Raw genomic sequence first — 22,871 nt, 5'->3', positions numbered from 1 at the left:
AAAATGTAAACTCATTTAATAAGAAAACTGCACATTACTCTCAAGTGAAAAGTACATGTTATTGATAAAATAGTATAGTATTCTACTAAGTAATGTGTTTAAATTTGTTAAAATTTCAAAGTGTAATAAATACAATAAGTGAATCAAATCTATTAATTAAAAAAGTTTTTATGAATTTGAATCTGCGATTATTTGGAGTTATTGTATTATTCCTCATGGCTCACTGGAGTTATGCACAGGAAAAAACAATAACCGGAACCGTAAAGGATGATACAAATCAGCCTTTACCGGGCGTTTCCATCGTTATTGAAGGAACAACGCAGGGAACTATAACCGATTTTGAGGGAAAATTCTCGCTCGAAGTACCAGATAGTAATACTAATCTGGTGTTTTCTTTTATCGGTTTTGAAGCACAGGTCATTAATGTCAGTAATCAAACGACATTAAACGTCCGAATGGTTCCCGATACTAAAGATTTGGATGAAGTAGTGGTAGTTGGATACGGTACCATGAAAAAGAGTGACCTCTCCGGGGCGTCTGTGTCTTTGGATGCAGATAAGTTGGTGGCGGCTGGTATAGCTAATATCGACCAGGCGCTGAAAGGTCGTGCAGCTGGTGTTACAGCTGTTTCTACAACAGGGCAACCGGGTGGAGCAGTAAGTATCCGTGTACGGGGGCAAAGTACAGTAAATGCAGGTGCTGAGCCCTTATACGTAATTGATGGGGTGCCCATGCAAAACACATCTACAGGCGGTCATGATTTAGGTTTGGGCGATGCTTTGGGTAACGCGCCTACATCTGGCGTTTCACCTCTTTCAAAGTTGAACCCGAATGATATTGTGTCGATGGAAATCTTAAAAGATGCCTCGGCAACGGCCATTTATGGTTCGCAAGGTGCCAATGGAGTAATCATTATCACCACCAAACGCGGAAAAGAAGGAGATGCCAAATTTAATTACGAAGGTTCTTACGGTGTGCAACGTCAAAACTCGTTGATTGACATTATGAATCTGCGCGAATTTGCTGAATTTAGCAACTCTGTGGCTGCTCAGACAAACGGTCGTGAAGAGCGCCCTGAATTTTTGGACCCATCATTGCTGGGGCATGGTACCGACTGGCAGGAATCAATTTTTCAGATTGCACCAATTCAGCAGCACCAGGTGAATGTGTCCGGTGGTAGTGATAAGCTAAAGTATTATGTTTCGGGTGGTTATCTAAACCAGGAAGGAACTGTTATTGGTACTGAATTTGAACGTTTTTCATTTAGAACCAACCTGGATGCTCAGTTGAAAGATTGGTTAAAAATGGGGGTCAATGTGAATTATTCACAAACCGATGAGCGCTTAGGACTGGCTGATTCAGAAGCAGGTATCATCCGCATTGCATTGCAAACAACACCTGATATGCCTATCTATAATATGGATGGAAGTTATGCCAGCATTTTCCGCGAAGGACAAACATCACAGCCTAATGCCATTGGAATGGCTATGGATGATGATAATTTCTTAAATAGAAATTCATTTGGCAGTACTGTTTTCTTCGATGCAACCATTCTTAAAGATTTAGTACTCCATACTGAAGGAACTTTAAACCTCGATTTTTCGAAAGCAGAGGTGTTTCGTCCAACCATAGTCTACGGTAACTGGGAACGCTCCATTAACTCAATGCGGGCTCAAAACAACAAAAATACGTTCTGGCAGGTAAAAAACTACCTTACTTATTCAAAAACATTTGGTAAGCATAGTGGAACGGTCATGATTGGGCAAGACATGTGGGAAAACAGTTATGAATACGAAAGTGTATATAATACCAACTTGCCAAGTAACGATATTCAAAATCCGCAATTGGGTGATGGTACTCCACAAATCACGTATGGATTTGGTAGTGCTGCTAATGCTTCTTATTTCGGGCGTTTGACCTATAATTACGATAACCGTTACATGATGACTTATACTTATCGTCGCGATGGTTCCTCTAATTTTGGACCTGAGAACCGATGGGCTGGTTTCCATTCATTTGCAGGATCGTGGCGCTTTAGCAACGAATCGTTTATGGAATGGGCTCAACAATACTTAACCAATGGAAAATTACGCGTTGGTTGGGGACAAGTGGGTAACCAAAACATTGGTGGTTATTTATGGGGCGCAAGTATTTCTAAAATGGATACAGGCCTTGGTGCTGGCTATCGTCAATCGAATATTGCCAACCCATACATTCAATGGGAAAAGCAGGAGCAGATTAATATTGGATTGGATTTGACCTTGTTCAATTTTGCCGATTTAGTTGTTGAAGTGTATGATAAAACCTCAAAAGATATGTTGATGCCATTACAGCTACCTTCATACATGGGTACACGAGGTAATGCATCAAGTGCATTGGCTGCTCCATGGGGTAACTTCGGAGAAATCAACAATAAAGGTTTAGAGGTTTCTTTAACAACGCACAATTTCAAAGGCAATTTTACATGGGATACTGACTTCCAGATTTCATTTAACCGAAATAAACTGGTGGCTCTTGATGGTACTCCATCAGCCCATATTGAAGGTTACGGACAGTGGAGCGATGTAGTTTCATTAACCGAAGTGGGTGACCCATTATTTAATTTCTATGGTTATGTAACCGATGGTGTTTACCAGGATTTGGAAGATTTACAGAATAGCCCGAAACCAACAGGATACCCATCAGATGGTGTATTCGGAATCAATACAACCACTTATGTAGGTGACTTGAAGTTTAAGGATATCAGCGGACCCGATGGCAAACCAGATGGTATTATCGATTCATACGACCGCACAACCATCGGTTCGCCAATGCCTGATTTTACCTTTGGTTTTAACAATACTTTCTCGTACAAAAACTTCGACATGAGTATTTTTATCAATGGTTCGTATGGTAACGATGTTATGAACTACACGGCTATTAGCTTATCAAGCATGAAAAGTTTATTTACCAACCAGCTTGATGTTGTTAATGACAGAGCCAGGTTAGAGCCAATTGATGGAAATTACGAAGGTATCTGGTGGGATGATGTGACAAATGTAAGGGTTGCTAACACCGGTACTGATGTGCCTCGCGCAACAGGTACTGACCCCAACGATAACGATCGCATCTCAGATCGCTATATTGAGGATGGCTCATTTATTCGTATCAAAAACATCACTTTGGGTTATACTCTGCCAAAGAATGTAATTGAACGTATTCGCCTGAGCAATGCCAGGGTGTATGCGAGTGTTGAGAACCTGGCCACATTCACTAAGTACACTGGTTTTGATCCAGAAGTCGGAGCCAGCACGCAAAGTGCCAATGTGTTTGGTTTGGATAACGGACGTTACCCATCACCACAGGTATTTACATTTGGTTTAAGTGTTTCATTCTAATACGTATTTGCTATGAAAATATATAGTTTAAAAAGATTTATTATAGCTATCCTGGTATTAGGAGCTGTATCATCTTGTGAAGATTTTTTAGAGCGTCCGGCAGAGGACACGTATACAATTGATAGTTTTTATCAGAACGATGAGCAACTATATCAATCGGTTAACACGATTTATAACTCACCATGGTACGATTTTCAGCGTGGGTTTATGAAAATTGGCGATGTGATGCCAGGTAACCTGGTATTCGACATTGGCGATGGTTACACCAACCTGGTACTTAATAATTCAGATGCCGATATCGCCAACGCTTCTGCATCTCTATGGTCGGTAAATGCCTATTGTAACGGGGTCATTCAAAACGTTGACCTGAAATCAGGGCCACAGGTGTCGCAAGAAGCTAAAAATACTGTAAAAGGTGAAGCCATGGTGTGGAAAGCCATGAGCTACTTTTACCTGGTACGCTGTTTTGGAGCCGTACCTATCATTCATGATAACGCGGCTATTATTGCCGATAATTCTTCAGCAACTTTAAAGCGTAATAAGGTAGAGGACGTGTATAAATACATCACATTAATTTTACATGATGCGATTGAATTGTTGCCAGAAGAGAATATGAAGGGGCGCATTGATAAATACAGTGCTTACGGTTTATTGGCTAAGGTTTATCTGACAAAATCGGGTTATGGAATGAGCGGTTCGCGTAACGAAACCGATTTAGCCGAGGCTGCTAAGTATGCCAAAATGGTGATTGACAACAGTGGACGTACCCTTCACCCTGAATATTCGGAGATATTTCAGTTAAAAGGCAATTTCAGCGAAGAAAGCCTGATTGCCTGGCACTGGACGGTTGGAGCACAATGGACGAGTCAAAACTCATTGCAGTCTGATTTATCATTAACTAACTTTTCCGATGCGGTTCAATCGTGGGGCAACTGGGTGTATCCAACCATCGATTTACAAACGGCATTTGAAGAAAGCGCTACTACCTTATCGCGCAATTACCGCGATTCGCGCCGTAAAGCCACTATTATGATGGTAGGCGATACCTACGACTATTTCTGGACTGATATGGGTGGTTTTGCTTATAACTGGGACAGTGCCTCTGATGGTATGTATGGCGGAGCCATTAGCTTTGTAAGTGGTACAGGATCGAATGTTACCAAGCACATTGTAGGCCGATTAGCCGATGCGCAAGCGCAGGGTTATGAGTCCTTAGATCGCATGCACACACCACTAAGCACACATATTTTACGTTTGTCAGATGTTTATCTGGTGTATGCCGAAGCCGTTTTAGGTAACAATGCTACTACAACTGATGCTTCGGCTCTGGCTGCTTTTAATGCGGTAAGAGCTAGGGCTTTAAAAGGTAATCACGTTGATGAAACCAGCCTTGACTTTGAAATGATTGACCACGAGCGTCGCGTTGAATTTGCGATGGAAGGTGATCGCTGGTATGATTTAGTTCGATTACATTATTATGACCCAGCTGCTGCCAAAGCACAGATTTTAGCACAGGAAAGAGGTAGCTGGCAAGGTTTGGAAGATTTTTACACGAATGGTGATGATTCCAATCTTGAAATAACTAGTCATAAGGTTACCGGATTAAGTGATGAAGATTTCACAATCCCATTCCCGGAAGTGGATTTGTCATTAAACCCTGGTTTAATGGATGAGCCTGTTGATTTTGACTTTGGTTCTATCGGTTATAATTAATTCAACAAAAGAGTTTAGTATGAAAACGATATATAAACAAAAGATATACACGCTTTTTCTGTCACTATTAATGCTGGCAGGCATAGGCTTGTTTCAGTCGTGCGAAGAATATCCGCATGAGTATGAGGTCACCGGTGGTGTTCCCAGTGTGAATTACATTCGAATGACCGATCCGGATAAATCGGACTCACTGATTGTGAGTGCCTCTTTAAATACAACGATTGCTCTTATTGGAGATAACTTAACCAGTATTACCGAAATGTGGTTCAATGATAAAGAAGCATATTTGAATACTAGTTTTATCTCATCCAATTCATTGATTGTTACCGTTCCTAACGAAATACCTGGTGAGGTTTCGAATAAGATTTATATGGTAGCAGGAGGTGATACAATAACACATGATTTTAATGTGATAGTGCCTGCACCAGTTCCAAATTCGATGTTATGCGAGTTTGTCGCCGATGGTGAGCAAGCCGTCATCAGAGGCAGCTATTTCATTGATGATCCGAATGTGCCTATTCAGGTTATATTCCCTGGAGAATTACAAGGAGAAGTGGTGGCTGTGAGTGACGATTTTGATGAAATAGTTGTTAATGTACCTGCTGGAACCACAACCGGTCAGGTAACCGTTAAAAGTATTTACGGATCCGGTCGTTCATCATTTTATTTCCGCGATGACCGTAACTACATTTTAGATTGGGATAATCTGGATGCTGCCGGAGGCTGGCGTTCGGGAGTTATTGCCAATTCTAACCCTGCTGGTATCAGCGGTAATTATGTACGTTTCGATGGCGATATGGCAGGAGATATTGGAGCTACCTGGAACGAAGATGCCCACAGTTTTAACTTGTGGAATGCTTCTAACGGTCGTCCTGATGTGCCATTTTATGAAGGTGATTTAAATGAGGCCGTTCTGAAATTTGAGTGTTACGTGGTGGAAGAGTGGAAATCAGCTGCTTTACAAATGATTTTTACACCTTATTCGGTGAGTGGAACCAATGGTTATATCGCAGATAACGCTACGCAGCGTGGCTTGTGGAATCCATGGGCATCATCAGGCAGCTTTATAACTGATGGTTGGATAACTGTTTCGATTCCAATGAAGGAATTTCATTATTACCACGATGGTAAAGATGCCGGATCAATGGTCACTAATGACATGTTGGGTGGCCTTACATTCTTTGTGTGGCACGGTGGTGTTGAAGGACAAGATTGTAGAGTTCACATGTGCATCGATAACATCCGTATCGTACCAATGTAATAATACTGAACAATAAAAACGATTTGCTATGCAAACCAATTATAAGAAATATTTTAAATCATTGTTGTTTCTGTCAGTTGTTGTAAGCCTCGGTTTTATCACCATCTTAAGCTCTTGTAGCGACGATGATGATCAGGGTATCAACGAAGCAACATTATTTAGCTATGGGCCAATGCCCATAGCTCGTGGAGCCGAATTACGCTTTATTGGCGAAAAACTAAGCCAAATCAATACTATTATTTTGCCACCTAATATTGAGATTGGCAGCAGTGAGTTTACCGAGCACACCGACAAGAGTATTAAATTGACAGTTCCTCAAGACGCTGTTGAAGGTTTTATAACCTTGTTAGGCGATGAGTTAAGCATTACTACAAAAACCAAAATTGGCTATTCGGAACCGATTGATATTGAAGGCTCATTTTCGCCCAAGTCCATTAAGCCGGGTGAAATATTAACCATTGATGGTGATTACCTTAACTTGGTAGGAGAAGTGCTTTTTACTGATCGTGTGGCAGTAGATAGTTCTGAATTTATCACCAAGTCGCGCAAGCAATTAACCCTAAAAGTGCCTGCTGAGGCTCAAACCGGTAAAATTGCTGTTTCAAATGGTGCCGAGGATCCGATTATTATTTATTCTGAAGAAGAATTAAATGTTGTCACACCGGTCATTGCCGAAGTGACACCAGATCCGGTTAAGCCAGGTACGGCATTAACAATTGCCGGAACAGATTTAGATCTAATAACTGCAATTACTTTAGGTGGAGATATTACAGTCTCTGAATTTGCAAGTCAAAATGCAACCAGCCTGGTAATGACCGTGCCAACCAATGCGCTGAGCGGTCAGGCAATATCAGTTTTGCCATCGGGCATTGAAATTGCTATTGGCAACATCACTCTTATTGAACCGACAGCAGCCATAGAAGAAGTAAAGGATTCTTATGGCGTGGGCGAGATAGTTGTTATCGGAGGTAGCGATTTGGATTTAGTAACTACAGCCACATTCACCGGAGGTGAGGCTACACCCGTTACCTTAGCGGATGGAAAGCTAAATCTAGAAGTATCGGAAGCAGCTCAAAGCGGTGATATTACCTTGACTACAGCCAATGGAACTACAGTGGTTGTAGATGGTTTTGTAACAACAAAGCCGGTAGCTACTATACCATCGGATGCTACGCCACTGGATGAGCTTACGATTGTATCGACTTTAGGAAGTCGTGTAAAAACAGTTTTGTTTGGCGATATTGAAGCCGAAGCAACAGAAACAGTAGATGGATTTAAGGTGGTCGTTCCACTCGAAGCCGAGACAGGCAGTGTAACACTAGTGATGGATAATGGAGAAACAGTTGCTGCAGGAAGTATCACCATTAATGCTTTTACATTTTGTGCAGTTGCTGAATTTGCTGCCGAATCAACAACGGTTGGTGAATTGTTAGAGTGTTCGGTTGTTAATGGCGAAAACCTGACCAATGTACTTCTGAATGACGGAGACACGCCGTTTTTGCTAGTAGGAACAGTACTCTATGTAGCTGTTGGAACAGATGTTGGCGAGAATAAATTGACCTTAGTGTCAGGTACAACAAATGTTGATTATACAATTAAGGTTGAAGCATCTGGTTTGGTTGAAACTGTATTGTACAACACGCCTGTTGAGCTGGCTAATTGGAGTGCTAACTACGAGCTGAATGTTGACTTTTCTGGAGCTCCGGACGATTCATACGTTCGCATCCGATACACCAAAACCAACGACGAACCGAAAATGAAGGCGTTCAATGGTCATTGGGAACAGGTATATGATGGAGCTGACAATGCTGATAATGCAGCACTTATAGCTGCTTCTGATTATATCGATTTACCGGTATCATTATTCCCATATAGCGATTGGGGTTATTCAATTATCCTTCAGGGTGACGGAATGATTATTTCATCTATCTCATGGGTGAAGGATTTCTCACCGCCAACACCTATTTGGGAAGGTTCTGCGCTAGTTTCGGGTTGGAGCACTTCATTCACAGACTTAACCTGGGGAGGATACGATTTCAGTGGTCTACAAGTAGGACAAACCATGTATGTCTACTACACAGCAGAAGGTAGTGGTGATATGCGCCTTGGTAACGGTAACTGGGCAGCTTTGCCTTCTACCATTGCTATTGCCACAGACTCGGGCGATGACTCAGGTGAAGGAAACATTAAGATAACAGCTGGTTCTTCAGTTATATCGTTTAAACTAACTGCTGAAGATATTGCTTCTATTCAGGGCAATGGTGGTTTTGGAGCTTATGGTGGTGACTATACAGTGACTAAAGTGGCGCTAAAATAGACTGCTTGATTTTTCAGATTTTTAAAATATTTAAGGGGAGGGATAATACCTCCCCTTATGCATAAAACATTATTAAATTATAGTTTCATGATGAGATCGTGGATTGGTTTATTAGGGTTTGTGTTAATCATTTTTTCATGCAGTCAAAGCGATGGAAATGCTATTGTTGATACCAATCCGCCAGAATTAGTAAGTTGTAGTTTTCAGAATGCAACCGATGTCGACAAAGGAGATGTAAGCATAGAAATTATTTATAACCAAAATCTTATCCTGTTAAAACCACATGGAATTACTTTAAATGATCTTCCTGTTAGCGATGCTTCAGCGGCTTTCAAAAAATTAACGGTTAAGGTCACTCTTGAAGAAGCTACTGAATACGACTTAAAAATTCCCGCCGGAGTGGTTCAGGGACCGGATGAAAGCACTGCCGAAGAAATTGTTATTTCGTTTAAAACTAAAGAGCCTGTTTCAGTGAATATCGATGCTGATTTGGTAATTGATAATCCATCACCACAGGCTGTCAATGTATACAACTTCCTGAAAGACAATTATGGAATTAAAACACTGTCTTCAACCATGAGCAATGGTGCGGTTGACATTAACGAAGCAGAATGGGTGAAGCAGCATACAGATAAATATCCGGCAATAATTGGTATCGACTATATATTTCTAAACTGGTCGCCAGCCAACTGGATTGATTACAATAGTATTGATGTGCAAAAAAACTGGTGGGCTAACAATGGCTTGATATCTGCCTCGTGGCATTGGAATATTCCACCCAATGAAACGATAACTGACCATACAAAATTTACATTTCGGCTCGAAAACGAGGATGGTGTTAAAGTAAATTTCCAACCGTCGAACGTGCCCATAGACGGAACCTGGGAAAACGAGGTGGCCAAAGCTGATTTTGATGAGCTGATTGCCTACATCAAATTGCTTCAGGACGAAAATATACCATTGATTTGGCGCCCTCTACACGAAGCAGCCGGTAATATTTATGAGTACAACAATGGGCAAGCCTGGTTTTGGTGGGGTATGGAAGGTGGCGATGCTTACGTTGAGCTTTGGCGTTTTATGTTCGACTACTTTCAATCAAAAGGCGTTAACAACCTTATTTGGGTGTGGACGACGCAAACTAAGGATGACGATTTTTACCCGGGCGATGCTTATGTTGATATTATCGGAAAAGATGTCTATAATAACAGCAATATTGATGAATTAGCTGAGTTATTTACATCGATACAACAGAAATATCCTACAAAAATGATAACACTCAGCGAGTGTGGAAATGTTGCTGATGTTTCCAAGCAATGGAATAATGGTGGAAAATGGTCGTGGTTTATGCCTTGGTGTGATCACGACCGCACTAACGATGTGAATGAAGCTGACTTTGCATCAACAGAGCATGAATTTGCCAATGCAACCTGGTGGATAGACGCCTTCAATCACGATGATGTGATAACGCTCGATGAAATGCCTGATTTGAAATAATGATTCTCAAAATAAAATAACGGACAATGAAACTAACGAAACGCCACCTTACTTTTTTAAGCTTTGCATTCATTTTAAGTTTTGCCAAAGCCAATATCTCATTACCTGAGTTTTTCAGTAACCACATGGTATTGCAACAACAAAGTGAAGCGAAACTCTGGGGTTGGGGACACCCACAAGAGAAAGTTACCATCACTACTACCTGGAGTACTGATACCATCAGAACAGAAGTTAACAACCAGTGCAAGTGGTCAGTTGCTTTGCCTACAGCCAAGGCTGGTGGACCATATGAAATTACCATACAGGGTTATAATACGGTTGTTTTATCAGACGTGATGCTGGGTGAAGTCTGGCTGCTTTCTGGTCAGTCGAATATGGAATGGTGCGCACGCTGGGGGTATAATAACGCCGATGAAGTGGTCAAAAATGCCAATCGCCCTAATATACGATTGTTTACGGTTACCCGTCGTACGGCCGAAAACCCAATTATGGACTTACAAGGTGATTGGAAAGCTTGTTCGCCCGAGACGGTGCTTGATTTTAGTGCCATTGGTTACATTTTTGGTCGAACACTGCAAGATTCACTTGATAACGTACCAATTGGTTTAATTAATACCGCTTGGGGAGGTTCACCAATTGAAATTTGGGTGCCAGAGGAAGAGATTACAAAAGATGAATATCTATTTGAGGAATCTAAAAAATTAGAGGACATGGCCTGGACGGCTCGCGAACCAGGTCGTGCCTACAATGCTATAATTGCACCTTTAATGCCGATGAATATCGCCGGGGTGTTATGGTACCAGGGCGAAACCAATGCGGCTAATCCTAAAGCCTATACCGGCATGTTAGCTGCTTTAGCCGATTCATGGCGAAAAGGTTTTGACAAAGATTTTTCGTTTTACTATGCTCAAATCGCCCCTTGGAAAGATTACGGACCTGTTTCAGGTGTTCAAGTGCGAGAGGCACAACGACGTGCTTTGGATGTGATGGATAATGCAGGTATGGTGGTTGTTAGCGATATTGGTGATACGCTTGATATTCATCCGCGCAATAAAATAGACGCTGGCATTCGTTTTGCCAACCTGGCGCTGAATCAAACGTATGGTAAACGTCATTTACCAGTTTCCGGGCCTATCTACAAAGCACATACGGTGAATGGAAAGAAGGTAGTGGTCAACTTTGACTATGCAGAAGGATTACATGCAAAAGGCCCCGCGCTAACCATGTTTGAACTCAAAGATAAAGATGGCAAATGGCACAAAGCCAAAGCCAGAATTCGTAAAAACACCATTGAAGTTTCTGCACGTGAAGTAAAAGAACCAATAGATGTGCGATTTGCCTGGAGCAGTGCGGCTACGCCTGGTCTATTTAATAAAGATGGACTGCCGGCATCGTGCTTTACATCTTCAGAAGATATGGAGTAAAACAACTTGACGAATAGTGATGGATAAAACAGTAGATGCAACAATGGTTTCTGAAATGGAAGCCGAACTAAGAAATATTCTGGAGTTTTGGGCGAACAACACGCTGGATGAGATTCATGAGGGGTTTATTGGTGAGATGAATGCAGAATGTTTCGTTAAGGCCGATGCAGAAAAAGGAGCGGTGTTGAATGCCCGCCTGTTATGGACTTTTTCTGCTGCTTATAACTTTTTTAAGGAAGATAAATACCTGCAATTGGCAGATCGGGCTTATAACTACCTAATACAGTATTTTTGGGACCAAGAAAATGGCGGTTTATTCTGGTCATTAAATCCCGACGGCACCGTTAAAAATAACCGGAAACAGGCTTATGCGCAGGGGTTTGGTATTTATGGTTTTTCAGAATACTATAAAGCTTCTGGCAACCAAGAAAGCCTCGATTATGCCACTCAATTGTTTCAATTAATCGAAACACATTTTTATGAGCCTAAGCATGGCGGTTATATCGAAGCATTAACTAATAATTGGCAAGCAATGGACGATATGCGCTTAAGCGAAAAAGACGCCAACGAACCCAAGTCGATGAATACGCACCTGCACATCATTGAACCATATACCAACCTGTACCGGGTTTGGCCTGATGCTGCACTAAAAGAACGTATTCAGCATTTGATAGCTGTTTTCAGAGATAAAATCATTGATAGCGAAACGGCGCATTTTAAGTTGTTCTTCGACCTCGACTGGACCAGTAAATCATCGATCGTCTCGTATGGCCACGATATTGAAGGCGCCTGGTTGTTGAATGAAGCTGCTCATTTTATCAAGGATGATGAATTGCTTGAACAAATGAAAGAGGTGTCCATCAAAATGGTGGATGTTACCATGGTCGAAGGTGTGGATAAAGATGGAAGCATCTTTTATGAGTTGGAAGAGGATGGTCATCTTGATACTGATAAACATTGGTGGCCACAAGCCGAAGCCATGGTGGGATTGTTGGATGCTTATCAAAATACCTCGGATAGAATATACCTTGAAGCAAGTACACGTGTCTGGAACTTCATACAACAGTATATGGTTGATACGGAAAAAGGTGAGTGGTACTGGAAAGTTGATGTTACTGGTCAACCAGACAATGTTCCGCCCAAAGTTGGTTTTTGGAAATGTCCGTATCACAATTCACGCGCTTTAATGGAAGCGATTAATCGATTAAAAACACTTGGATATGCTTAAACGCTTGATAAAAAATGCCAGTTTACTGTTGGTGATTGTCCTATTATCCTGCCAGTCCGAGTCAGGCTCCGGAAATGGTTATTTCACGACCAATGCCTCCCGGTTATTGGATGCCAATAATAATGCATTTGTCCTGCGTGGGGTGAATGTGCCGCATGCCTGGCACCCCGAGGCGTCGTTTGAGGCATTGGATGTGATTGCAGCGAATAAAGTAAATTGTGTGCGCATTGTCTGGGAAACACGATTACCTGCCAGCGGTCTGGATAGTATTCTTCAAAAATGCATTGATTTGGAGATGATTCCCATGGTGGAACTGCACAATGCCACCGGTGATTCAACCGAAACAAAGCTACTAAAGCTGGCCGCTTATTACACCAGTGATGAAATGTTGTACTTGTACCGCAAATACGAGAAATATCTGCTTATAAACATTGCCAATGAATGGGGCGAAAACACTATGAACGATGAATACTGGCGCGATGCGTATAAAAAAAGCATTCAAATGCTTCGTGAGGCCGGCTATCGTTCGACTATTGTGATTGACGCTTCTGGTTGGGGACAAAATAGCAGTCCGATATTGAAGTATGGACAAGCGTTAATCGATTTTGATTCAGCGCATAATCTACTATTTTCGGTGCATATGTATGGTTCGTGGAATGACAAAACAAAGATTGAGAATGACTTAAAAGACGCACATGCTAAGCAATTACCTCTTATCGTTGGCGAATTTGGATATAATTTTAGCGAAGGAGAGAATAATTTAGGCTGTAAGGTTGATCATCAACAAATTCTCAAAACATGTGATGCATTAAAAATGGGATACCTGGCTTGGTCGTGGACCGGCAATAACGAAGAAAACAAATGGCTCGATCTGGTGGAATATAGCGATTGGCAAACACCAACCTGGTGGGGAAAAGAGATTTTAAATTCGCCATTGGGCATTCGGCAAACAGCTGTTAAAGCATCTGTTTTTAATTAATAATTCAGCAAATAAAAAATTAAGATAACATGCTAAAAATAGGTATTATTTGCATAGTGGCCATACAGCTTTGGGCTTGCCAGGCCTGCTCTAAAGAAGATGACACTAAACACTCGGCACCCGTGTTTAAATCGAGTTTGCCGGTTAACGGAAGTACCGATGTTGATGTCAACACATCCATAGAAGTCACCTTCGACGAAGTCATCACCTTATCATCGAACCATGGCATTACCATCAATAATATAGTGGTGAATGCTGAAGCTTCTTTTACAAAGCTGTTGATCGATGCTGCACTTGAGTCCAATACTCAGTATGAACTTGTGATTCCCAATGGAGCTGTTGTAAATACTTTTGGTATTGAACTGGAAGAAACGATTAAGATTAGTTTTACAACGAAAGAGGTTTACGAACCGGCTGATGAAGATATGCTGTTTGTTGCCAATATGGGTGTTGGATGGAATCTTGGAAATACCCTCGACACCAAAAATGTTGATGAAACACAATGGGGAAATCCATTAGCGACCAAAGAACTTATCGATGCTATTAAAGCGAAAGGATTTAAGACGTTGAGGGTACCTGTGACCTGGCAATATCATATGGGCTCTGAACCTAACTACACCATTGAAGCAGAATGGCTAAACAGGGTGGAAGAGGTGGCCAACTATGGTTTAGATAATGATATGAATGTGATTATTAATATTCATCATGATGAAGAATGGCTGATACCAACCTATGCAGAGATCGAGAGGGCTAAAAGTCAATTGGCTAAAGTGTGGACACAGATAGCAGAACGTTTCAAAGACTACGATAATACATTGATATTTGAAACACTTAATGAAACACGCCTTAAAGGCTCAGCCGAAGAATGGACGGGAGGAACACCAGAAGGACGCGATTGTATTAACCAATTGCATCAAGCGGCTGTAGAAGCTATACGTGCAACAGGTGGCAATAATACCGGGCGATACATTATGATTTCGTCCTATGCGGCTTCATCTGCGTCAGTCGCCATCAATGGTTTAGTTCTGCCTCAATCTGAGAAATTAATTGTATCGGTACATAATTACTTCCCCTATAAATTTGCTTTGGCCGAAACAGATTATGTTACCAGCTGGGGTACCAATGCCGAAAAACAAGCTATGGATGCTGAGTTGGAGCGCCTGGTTGATGTCTTTATCTCCAAAGGTATACCTGTGGTGATGGGCGAATGGGGTAGTTTGCATCATAACAACATAGAAGATCGTGTAAGGCATGCTGCATATTTTGTCAATGGCTGCCTTCAACGGGGTATTTGTCCGGTTTGGTGGGATAATGGAAGCAGCGATCACTTTGGTATTATTGATCGCCATAGCTACCAATGGGTTTATCCAGAAATTGCAGATGCCATTGTTAATGCACAAAATCAATAAAATCAAATAAAGGTTGATTGATTGAAAACGACTATGCTATCTGTTCTTATATTTGTTTATAATTCACCGATAGTAGACACATTATCATTGATACAGATAGTATTACAAAACTAAAATTTAATTTTATGAAACGATTTATCTGGGTTCTAAGCGTTCTGTTTATGGGACAATTGGTTAATAGCCAGGATTTCGAACTTTTTTCACCTGAAAAGAACCTAAAAGTTCACATAAATATTGGAAAATCAATTACCTGGCTAGCAGTTTTAGATGGAAAGACGGTCATTGATAAAACAGAAATAGCCATGGATTTTTCGTCTGGTATTGATTTTGGCATCCATCCAAAATTAGCGAAACACCAACACCAGCAGCATTCAGCACTTATACATCCGGTCATTTCTTATAAAGATTCAGAAATAATCGATGAGTATAATCTATTGACCTTTTCATTTAAAGGCAAATATAAGCTTGAATTCAGGGCTTTTAACGATGGCATAGCCTACCGTTTTATTGATGAAAACAAAGCAAAACGTCAGGTGATTACCGAAACAATGAACTTATCGTTTCCGACAGGAACACGATCTCTTTTTCCCAAAGAAGAATCGATGTATTCGCATAATGAGCGTTTTTACCACGATGTTGCCATTTCAGATTTGAAAACTGATGAATTTTGTAGCTTACCGGTAATGTTTTCAGGAGCTAATGGCAAGGTGCTGTTTACCGAAACTGCATTACTAAACTATCCAGGTATGTTTCTGCAAAAGACAGATGGAGAACGTTTTAATACATTGTTTCCCAAATATGTACTCGAAGCACTTCCTAATCCTGCAATGCCTGATCGCGATCAACTTCTCACTAAGAAAGCCAATTATATAGCTCAGGTTAATGGGAGAAGAGCTTATCCATGGCGTGTTTTTATAATTGGTCAGGATGAATCGGTATTTGTGGAAAGTAACCTGACTTATCAACTGGCCAATCCTACTGCAATTAAAAATACCGACTGGATAAAACCAGGTAAAGTGGCCTGGGATTGGTACAATGCTAATAATATTACAGGCGTTGATTTTAAATCGGGCTTAAATACCGCAACATATAAATACTATATTGATTTTGCTTCGGCTAACAATATTGAATATGTGATTTTGGATGAAGGCTGGACCAAATCGACCACGGAAATTTTGGAATTTAATCCGGATATGGATGTAGAGGAAATTATCCGCTATGGCGAATCGAAAAATGTAGGTATCATTCTTTGGGTGCTTTGGAAACCATTGGATGAAAATATGGATGAAATTCTGAAAACTTATAAGAGCTGGGGAGCCAAAGGTATAAAGGTGGATTTTATGCAACGCAATGACCAGTATATGGTTAACTCATATGAGCAAATAGCAAAGACTTGTGCTCAATATGAATTGCTCGTCAATTTCCATGGTGCCTTTAAACCAATAGGTTTGCGTCGGATGTACCCAAATGTACTAAACTATGAAGGAGTTAAAGGCAGTGAAAACAACAAATGGAGCAATGAAATAACACCCAAACACAATGTGACGATTCCATTTATTCGAATGGCAGCCGGGCCAATGGATTATACGCCAGGAGCCATGCGCAATGCACGCCCCCTGAATTACGCTGAGAGCTTTGAACGCCCTATGAGCCTCGGGACCCGTGCCCACCAGGTGGCTATGTATGTGATTTATGAAGCGCCTTTGCAGATGATGTGCGAATCACCATCTATCTACTACAAGGAGCAGGAAACCGTTGATTTCATTACGCAGATTCCTACTACCTGGGATGAAACAAAAGTGTTAAAAGGTGCTGTAGGCGAATATATTGCAGTGGCCCGCCGCAAGGGTGACACCTGGTACATTGGCGCGATGACCAACTGGGATAAGCGGGAATTACAATTGGATTTATCCTTTCTCAGTGAAGGGAAATATCAGATGCAGATTTTTAAAGATGGCATCAATGCCGAGCGCAATGCTGAGGACTATAAAATTGAACAAAAGGAAACAAATTCAGACAATCAAATAGTTATTGATTTGGCATCAGGTGGTGGATGGACGGCCATTATTAAGAAGAACTAGGAAACTGTTTAATTTCTATTTTGTGAGCTATTTTGATTGAATTAAGTACTCAGAAAAGGGAAAAATGATGCGAACAACATTGGTTTTAAGAAAGTTTAGGATGCACGTTATAAGCGCAACAATTTTTCATATTGAGTGAATTGCATCAGCGAGTAATATCGATAAGCTAATTGAGAAGATGAATTCTAACTATGAAATAGAAATTAAAATTATGAAAGTACTTAAATTATGCATATTTCTGGTGATGAGTGGTTTAATGATGGCTCAGGAACCACCCTTAACCTTTAACAATCCAATTTTACCTGGCTATCACCCTGATCCATCTATTTGTCGGGTTGGTGATGACTACTATCTGGTTAATTCCACTTTTGTATGGTTCCCAGGCTTGCCCATTTACCACAGTAAAGACTTGGTTAACTGGCAACTGATTGGCCATGCTATTGACCGACCTGACGTGGTTGATTTTGATGGTTTGCCCGATAAGTTGGGCTTGTTTGCACCAACTATTCGTTATCACAATGGTGTGTTTTACATTATCAATACTTGTGTGGGATGTAAGATGAACTTTTATGTAACGGCAACCGATCCGGCAGGTCCATGGTCTGATCCAATTTGGCTGCCCGATGCACCAGGTATTGATCCGTCATTGTTTTGGGATGACGATGGCACCTGTTACTACACAGGTATGGTTGGTGTTGAAAAAGAAGATTGGCCCACACAAACCGTAGCCTGGAACCAGGAACTGGATTTGGAACAAAAAAAACTGGTGGGAGAGCGCATGAATTTAAGCTTTGGCCATGCCAACAATGCTTCTTACACCGAAGGACCACATATTTATAAGATTAATGGGAAATACCTCCTGATGGTTTCAGAAGGTGGGACAGGAATGTATCACGCTTTAACAGTGCACCATAGTGATTCAATTAATGGCCCATATGTCAGTGACTACATCAACCCGGTTTTAACGCATCGTCATTATGGCGAAGACTACCCTTTACATGCTATTGGTCATGGTGATTTGGTGGAAACACAAAATGGTGAATGGTGGTGTGTAATGCTTGGTAAACGTCGCATCAATAAAGAAACAACCCTTGGCAGAGAAACATTTTTAGCTAAGGTTGAATGGGAGGGACAAACGCCTATTTTTAATCCGGGGGAAGGAAAAGTGCTGATGAAACAAAAGCGACCAGACTTGCCGTGGACACCTTTTGAGAAAGAGGCAATGCGCGATAATTTTGATGGAAATAAGCTGGGGATGAAATGGTGCACCATCCGAACTCCTAAAGAGGATTTTTACCATGTTGCCAATGGAAAGGTACAACTTAAGTTGCGTAAAGAAGTGATGGATAGCTTGGTTAATGCTTCGGTATTGCTGCAGCGAATTGAACACCATAGCTTTGAAGCCATGACAAAAATGAATTTTAAAACGTCGAGGAGCAATGAGCAAGCTGGTTTAACCATTTATCGTACTAATGAAAATCATTTTAAGTTATTAAAAGACAAAAAGTCATTGGTGCTGATGCAATCGTTTAAAGGTGAAGTGACAGAGCTAGCTCGAGTGCCTTATACCAAAAAAGAAGTGGTTTTCCATGTAAAGGGCAACGACCTGGAGGTACAGTTTAGCTTTGGTGAAACCGAAGATTCGCTAAAGCCGATAGGTGGCTCAGAAAGCCTGGTGGTTATCGCCGATGGCCATGGCAACACACAGTTTAACGGGCCAGGAGTGGGCATGTATGCCACCAGCAATGGAAAGGTATCTAAAAGTTATGCTGTGTTTGACTGGTTTGAGTATAAGGAATTGCCCTAAAAGTACTCTGTTTTGCAAATAAAAGCGGCTGTCCAACTATTGTATTGAACAGCCGCTTTCTTTTATTTATACCTTAATCTATACAGTTAAAAGATCGTCAAAGTCGCACTCATTATCCTTGTAACAAACAAAAATCTTTATCCGATTGAAGAAGCCAAGAACTTACCTATTAATTAATGTGGTTGTTATAAAACTGTTTTCTTTTTAATTTCGATAATTAAATAATTAGGTAATGATTTATATAAGTGTAAACCAATTAATTGATAAAAACCAAACGCTATGGACCTAAACGAAATTCACCAGGAAATAAAAGCTTTTTGTAAAGCAAATGCCGATGAAGCTATTGTTACCAAATATTCACGCTATTTTAAAGAGGGGTATAATGGCTATGGTATTGAATCAAAATTATTTGAAGCTCAGAAAAGTAAATGGTTAGCAGCTTGGGAAGATAAACTTTCTATCAATGATTACCTTGACTTGGGCGATAGATTGGTTGCAACAGGCAACTTTGAAGAGGCTGGCTTTGCGGCGCATTTTATTGCGTCAAAAAAAGCAGAGTTCACGCCTGATACATTTGACAGGGTAGGTAAGTGGCTGGAAAATGGCATTCAGAACTGGGCCAATACCGATGTACTTTGTATGTTGGTTTTGTCACAGTTTATTATCGAAGGAGTTGTTCAAATTGAGGATTTTACAAGTTGGACAAGGTCTTCATCGAAATGGAAGAGAAGGGCAGTGCCTGTTACTTTTGTTGAAATAATTAAAAAGAAAGGAGATCCTACGCTTGTTTTGCCAATCATTGATAAATTAATGCAGGATGAAGAAGAAGATGTTCAGAAAGGTTTAGGCACACTATTAAGAGAAATCTGGAAAAAACAACCTGGTGTTGCCGAAACCTTTCTGCTTAAATGGAAAGATGAATGCGGCCGCAAGATTATCCAATATGCCACCGAAAAGATGGATAAAGAGAACAAAGCTCGGTTTAAAAAGGTAAAAAAATAGTAGCATGACATGTGTTTTCGAAATTGTATACAAAACCAAAGAACCCCCTTGCGGCCTCACTCGAAAAAACACTTATTAAAAAGAAAGGCTGTCTCCGTTGAAACAGCCTTTCTTACTAACATTTGGAATTAAATTAATCAACCATTGTTGCAGATGGTTGACACATCATAGAAAACATATCGTTTTGTTAGCTATCAATCCACTCCTTGAATTTATTGGCATTCTGACGGCTAACAATTATCTTTTCATGACTTACAGGAATGGTTTTTACCACCAGCCTGCCGTTAAAGTATAGCTCAAAACGCTTGATGCAGGCTATGTTAAGCAAAAACTGACGGTTGCTCCTGAAAAAAATACGTGGATCTAGTTCTTCCTCCAATAGTCTCATATTGGTATTAAGCAGGTACTGTTTCTTATCAAAACCAATGGCAGACAAGGCATTTCCCTCCACATGGAAGTAGGCTATTTCTTTTACTGGTAATACAATAAATGTATTGCCTTTGTTCACAATTAATCGGGAGCGATATTTCTGTTGTCGCATTGAAATATCAACAGTGTGCATCAAAGGTATGCTTGCTAAAGAATGGCTCATATACTATCCTCATAATTGTTGATTTAATCGTTATATAAAAACTAAATAGTAAGTTGTCCTATACTTTTATAGTAAACTGCCTCATTAATTTTTACGTCTGTTTTGGCATTGATATAGTCGGCATGAGACTGTTGCCATTGCACCTGAGCATTCAACAGTTCGCGAGTGGTGGTAATACCTTCCATCAAACGGTTCGTTTCCAGCTTCAGGTTTTCTTCAGCTTGTGCTAATGATGTTTGCGTAAATTCTAGCTTTATCAACGATTCTTTTAATCGAAAAACAGCCTGCCTGATTTCTAACGTGATAAATTCGAGGTTTTGATCCAGGTTATACTCAGCTTTTTGAATAGCCATCTTTTGCTGATGCTTTTTTAAGCGTTTTTCGCCCCAATGAAACACCGGTATGCTTAATGAAGCACCGGCATTAAAGGTCAATTCGTTTTCTTGTTTGGCATAATGGTTCGGGTTTTGAGCCACATAGTTGGCAAACGAAACCAACTGTGGCATATAATCTGCATTAACCATCTTTTTTTGTGTTTTCGAGAGTTCTACCTGACTGTTGAGCATTTTGACTTCGGGGCGCATGGCTAGTTGTTCAACATTAAAATCAACAGATGATAAATCATCAGAGATAATCATAATCGAATCCTGTATTTCTATTGACGATAAAATGCCGTGGCCTATAACTTGGTTCAAGCTCATTTTAGCCAGTTCAATGTTATTACTTAATTCGATTAAAGCCAGCTCGGCATTATTAAGCTCCACCTGTGTTTTTAAGACTTCGTTTTTGGTGACTATGCCAGTTTCATAGCGGTTATTCACTTCTTTTAGTACATCTTTTAAGAGTAAAATAGATTTCTCCAACACATTTTTTTGTTCCTGCAAAGCCACCAATCCCCAATACTTTTGCTCTACATCAAGTAGCAAATCTGATTTGGTCAAATCAACATTGTCACTCGCCAACTGGTGAGAAATAAAAGATAGCTTTTGGGCATGATGCAATTTGCCTCCCATGTATATCGGCAGGCTAACACCCAGCTGGGCCGAATAGGAATTGTTATAGGCCAAATCAGTTACCCCTCCGGGCGAATATACGCCGCTTGGCAAGCCATCGATGGTTGGCAGTTCATAGCCAGGCATCACCATTTGATTCGGGTCGTTCAAATAGGTATAGGTCGATGAAAAGTCAAAGCTTGGTAAATAGGCTCTTTTACTGAGTTTAACAGCATATTCACTCGATTGCAAGTCAGACAGGGCAACTTTGAGTGTTTGGTTGTGTTCAAGTGCCTTTTGCTTGCACAAAGGAAGAGTCAATAACTCCTGGGCTGGTGTGTAAACGGTTGTCAGTAGGCATATTAGTATGGCTGCTGATAGTTTTAATATAGTGATATTCATTGAATTATTCTTGTGGTTTGACAGAGCAGACTAGTTGAGTACGGCATTTTTCTTTTTACGAATACAGCTTAGTAAATAGTCATTTTCCTTTTGTAATAACAGGTCGATTCGCTTCAAAATGCTGGTATTAACCATTTTTACGGCTTCAAATTCGATGTAATTAAACTGACTGTAACGTTTGGCTACTGTCATTACACGTTCCATCAGTTCTTCAGGATTAACAACTTCATCGACCAGGTGCTTCTTGTAAATCTCACTCGAGAATATCTTGTCGGACTGAAACAGCATTTTTACGGGGTTGACATACATCAGCCTTGCCTCAGAAAATGCGGCGCCTCCTTTAGGAATATTCACAAAGTTGTAGTTGTTGTTATCCACATAAAAATCGCGCGAGACAAATCGTAGGTCGGCTGCCATACCCAGGTTAAAAAGCATAATATTAACTGGCTTGGAGAACATCGCCAGCACAATTTTCTGCATCGATTTAATCTTTAAGAAAACCTGGTTGTAGGTTCTGAACACCCTGATTATGTTACTTTCAAAGTCGGTGCTTTCATAAATTGTATCCCATTTATCTTTATAGGTATCCAGTTGAAAGCCAGGATAATCATTACTGATAATCAGGGTTGTTATGGTTTTATTGCTTTCAATCATTTCTAAAAACTCCAGAAGCTTATTTTTGTGTGTAAACGATTCATCTTCCAAAAAGATGGAGTAATCCAGGTGAAGCGTAACGATTGTTTCGTTATGCTCGCTGTAGAAATATTTATTATTGATATTTATTGTCATTATC

General features: G+C 40.6%; 15 protein-coding genes. 12 read left to right on the top strand and 3 right to left on the bottom strand.

Features of this window, described 5'->3' with window-relative positions:
* Window positions 1-170: 170 nt before the first annotated feature.
* The 12 genes from J1N10_RS14970 to J1N10_RS14915 all read left to right on the top strand — a co-directional run bounded on the left by J1N10_RS14970 (window position 171) and on the right by J1N10_RS14915 (window position 20,092).
* Entirely contained in the window at window positions 171-3,377 is a 3,207-nt protein-coding gene (locus J1N10_RS14970) for a SusC/RagA family TonB-linked outer membrane protein (RefSeq protein WP_262327536.1), read from the top strand.
* Between the two features lie 12 nt (window positions 3,378-3,389).
* Window positions 3,390-5,090 carry a RagB/SusD family nutrient uptake outer membrane protein gene (locus J1N10_RS14965; protein ID WP_262327535.1) on the top strand — a complete coding sequence of 567 codons (1,701 nt, stop codon included), beginning with the start codon at window positions 3,390-3,392 and terminating at the stop codon, window positions 5,088-5,090.
* Window positions 5,091-5,109: 19 nt separating this feature from the next.
* Window positions 5,110-6,351 carry a glycan-binding surface protein gene (locus J1N10_RS14960; RefSeq protein WP_262327534.1) on the top strand — a complete coding sequence of 414 codons (1,242 nt, stop codon included), beginning with the start codon at window positions 5,110-5,112 and terminating at the stop codon, window positions 6,349-6,351.
* A gap of 28 nt (window positions 6,352-6,379) precedes the next feature.
* Window positions 6,380-8,668: a hypothetical protein gene (locus J1N10_RS14955; protein ID WP_262327533.1), complete on the top strand. Its 2,289-nt coding sequence runs from the start codon at window positions 6,380-6,382 to the stop codon at window positions 8,666-8,668.
* 87 nt (window positions 8,669-8,755) lie between these two features.
* A complete protein-coding gene (locus tag J1N10_RS14950) occupies window positions 8,756-10,162 on the top strand; it encodes a glycoside hydrolase family 26 protein (RefSeq protein ID WP_262327532.1) in 1,407 nt (468 codons plus the stop codon).
* A 26-nt stretch (window positions 10,163-10,188) separates the two neighbouring features.
* Entirely contained in the window at window positions 10,189-11,586 is a 1,398-nt protein-coding gene (locus J1N10_RS14945) for a sialate O-acetylesterase (RefSeq protein ID WP_262327531.1), read from the top strand.
* A gap of 19 nt (window positions 11,587-11,605) precedes the next feature.
* Window positions 11,606-12,814, top strand: a complete 1,209-nt coding sequence (locus J1N10_RS14940; protein ID WP_262327530.1) for an AGE family epimerase/isomerase — start codon at window positions 11,606-11,608, stop codon at window positions 12,812-12,814.
* Entirely contained in the window at window positions 12,807-13,793 is a 987-nt protein-coding gene (locus J1N10_RS14935) for a glycoside hydrolase family 5 protein (RefSeq protein WP_262327529.1), read from the top strand. The genes J1N10_RS14940 and J1N10_RS14935 overlap by 8 nt, the downstream gene beginning before the upstream one ends.
* Before the next feature lie 29 nt (window positions 13,794-13,822).
* The gene (locus J1N10_RS14930) at window positions 13,823-15,202 is read left to right on the top strand and encodes a cellulase family glycosylhydrolase (protein WP_262327528.1); all 1,380 of its coding nucleotides are present in this window, start codon (window positions 13,823-13,825) and stop codon (window positions 15,200-15,202) included.
* Window positions 15,203-15,327: 125 nt separating this feature from the next.
* On the top strand, window positions 15,328-17,283 hold the full coding sequence (locus J1N10_RS14925; protein ID WP_262327527.1) for a glycoside hydrolase family 97 protein: 1,956 nt from the start codon (window positions 15,328-15,330) through the stop codon (window positions 17,281-17,283).
* Between the two features lie 211 nt (window positions 17,284-17,494).
* Complete coding sequence (locus J1N10_RS14920) at window positions 17,495-19,090, top strand: glycoside hydrolase family 43 protein (RefSeq protein WP_262327526.1); 1,596 nt, start codon at window positions 17,495-17,497, stop codon at window positions 19,088-19,090.
* 279 nt (window positions 19,091-19,369) lie between these two features.
* On the top strand, window positions 19,370-20,092 hold the full coding sequence (locus tag J1N10_RS14915; RefSeq protein WP_262327525.1) for a DNA alkylation repair protein: 723 nt from the start codon (window positions 19,370-19,372) through the stop codon (window positions 20,090-20,092).
* A 187-nt stretch (window positions 20,093-20,279) separates the two neighbouring features.
* Here the strand turns inward: J1N10_RS14915 and J1N10_RS14910 are convergent, their stop codons facing one another.
* From J1N10_RS14910 to J1N10_RS14900, 3 genes are read right to left on the bottom strand one after another with little or no spacing between them, the layout of a single operon-like run.
* Window positions 20,280-20,684 (bottom strand): LytR/AlgR family response regulator transcription factor, encoded by a 405-nt coding sequence (locus tag J1N10_RS14910; RefSeq protein WP_262327524.1) that lies wholly within the window; start codon window positions 20,682-20,684, stop codon window positions 20,280-20,282.
* 41 nt (window positions 20,685-20,725) lie between these two features.
* A complete protein-coding gene (locus J1N10_RS14905) occupies window positions 20,726-22,078 on the bottom strand; it encodes a TolC family protein (protein WP_262327523.1) in 1,353 nt (450 codons plus the stop codon).
* Window positions 22,079-22,108: 30 nt separating this feature from the next.
* Window positions 22,109-22,867: a Clp protease/crotonase-like domain-containing protein gene (locus J1N10_RS14900; RefSeq protein ID WP_262327522.1), complete on the bottom strand. Its 759-nt coding sequence runs from the start codon at window positions 22,865-22,867 to the stop codon at window positions 22,109-22,111.
* Window positions 22,868-22,871: the final 4 nt, after the last annotated feature.

This window comes from Carboxylicivirga litoralis, from assembly GCF_025499605.1.
GTDB lineage: Bacteria > Bacteroidota > Bacteroidia > Bacteroidales > Marinilabiliaceae > Carboxylicivirga > Carboxylicivirga litoralis.
Note: the sequence above shows the minus strand (reverse complement) of the source record. Positions and strands in the feature narration are given on the sequence as shown.